This window comes from Cellulomonas carbonis (genome assembly GCF_014636275.1).
Taxonomy (GTDB): domain Bacteria; phylum Actinomycetota; class Actinomycetes; order Actinomycetales; family Cellulomonadaceae; genus Actinotalea; species Actinotalea carbonis.
Genome location: NZ_BMEB01000015.1, coordinates 1 through 1999, shown reverse-complemented (window position 1 = coordinate 1999; position 1999 = coordinate 1). Strand labels below are relative to the sequence as shown.

Below are 1999 nucleotides of genomic sequence, written 5' to 3'. Positions count from 1 at the left end.
TCTCCAGCACCGTCCCCGGCGTCGTCACCACGATGTCCCCGACGTGCTTGCGCAACGTCGACCCCGGGCGCACACCCGTGTTCGACGCATCCGGCTTGACGACGGCGGGAGCCGGCGCGGGGGCCGGCGCCGCGACGGGGGTCGGGGCGGGAGCGGTCACCGTGACCGCCTGCTGCGTGCTCGCGGTCGCGCCGCGGTCGTCGGTCACGGTCAGCCGCACCGTGTAGGTGCCGGCGGCGGCGTAGGTGTGCGCCGCGGTCGCGCCGACGGCGGACGTGCCGTCGCCGAGGTCCCAGCGGTGCGCGGTGAGCGTGCCGTCCGGGTCGGAGGAGGCGGAGCCGTCCAGTGCGACGGCGAGGTCCGAGGTCGTCGCCGCGAGGCGGGCCGTGGGCGCCGCGTTGGGGGCGACCACGGTGACCGACGTGCTCGTCGTGGAGGTCGCGCCCTCGTTGTCCGTCACCGTGAGGACGACGGGGTACGTGCCGCTCGCGGTGTACGTGTGGCTCGCCGTCGGCCCCGTGGCGGTCCTGCCGTCACCGAGGTCCCACGACCAGCGCGACACCGTGCCGTCGGCGTCCGTCGAGGAGGACCCGTCGAGCCGGAGGCCGAGGCCGTCGGCCTGCACCTGGGCGCGGGCGACGGGCGCGACGTTGGTCGTGCTCGGCACGACCGTGAGGTCGTCCCAGCGCGCGGTCACCGGGAGGTTCGTCGCGGACTGGGAGACGTACGAGGTGAGCGCGGGACCACCGGGCTGCTGGAGCGCGGGGGTCGAGTCGCTCGCCGTCACCTGCCACGCCGTCGGCTCGGCGGAGCCGGCCTTCCACGCCTTGGCGCGCAGCGTCGTCGGCGACGTGCCGACCACCTGGAGCCGCACGTTCACCGACGTCGCGTTCCGGTAGCTGATCGGCAGCTCGTGGGCCGCGAGGTGGGTCTCACCGCGCGCCAGGAGGAGTGTCACCGCGCCGGTCGGCTGGATCCGCAGCCGTGCGCGGTAGTCGCCCGACGTGCCGACGCGACGTCCCAGGACGGACAGGTAGGTCGGGCCGCCCTGCGGTGCCTTGTCGAGCGAGGTGCGGACCCGCAGGTCCGTGCTCGTCGACGCGTGGCCCTCGAGGACCGCCTGGCCCGTCGAGCCGGGCGTGGGCATGATCTGCTGCCCCGCACCCCACCGGACGGCGAGCCGACCGCTCACCGCCCAGGTGCCGCCCAGGTTGGCGGCCCCCCAGCCCGAGGAGATCGTGCGCGAGAAGGTGTCGTGCACCTGCGGCGTCGTCGCGGCGGACGCGGCCGAGGGTGCGAGCAGGCCCGCGGTGGCGACGGCCACCGTCAGGGCCGCAGCGAGCGAGCGGGAGCGGGCGTGGGCCCGTCGGGAGCGACGGGCGGGCGTGAGCGGCGCCTCGAGGCGGCCGAGCGGGTGAAATCTCATGGCCCACAGATCGACCCGAGCCCCGGTGTGATAAGCGGATCGGAGCACTTCCGGCGACTTTTCTTCACCCGCTCCCGCCCGACTCTGACAGATTCCGGAAACACCGGGCCGAAGGTCCCGGGAACCTTTCGGTAAAAGCACGGAGATGCGGGCGGAACTCCCCGTTGCGCACGATTCCGGACATGTCGGCCGCCTCCGGGCGCGACAGCGCCGGTGCAGCAGAAGAAATGCACTCGGGACCCCGAGTCGCAATTCATGCGGCCGATCAAGAAATGCATACCGGGGACGTCGGCGAACTCTTGCCGTGACGGGCGTGCCCCTCGTCCGCGGCGAGTCCCGGGGGTGTCCCCCCGGTACGCCCGGGGCGCCTGCTCGCTCCCCCGCCGCCCGGTGCCCGACGGCACGCGACCCGCACGCCGCGCCCGGGGACGGCGACGGCGCGGTCGTGCCGGGGCACGACCGCGCCGTGGTCGCCTGGGGGTCCGCCCGTGCGGGGCGGGCCGGTCAGGGAGCGGTGCCGGTACCGCTGTCGCGGCGCACGGTCACCGCCGACCCGTCGTCGTCGTAGACGTT

General features: G+C 74.8%; 1 protein-coding gene. It reads right to left on the bottom strand.

The window, feature by feature from the left end:
• Positions 1-1426 (bottom strand): PKD domain-containing protein (locus IEV86_RS17425; RefSeq protein ID WP_229734723.1); only part of this gene is annotated, 1426 nt, incomplete at its 3' end.
• Positions 1427-1999 lie beyond the last annotated feature (573 nt).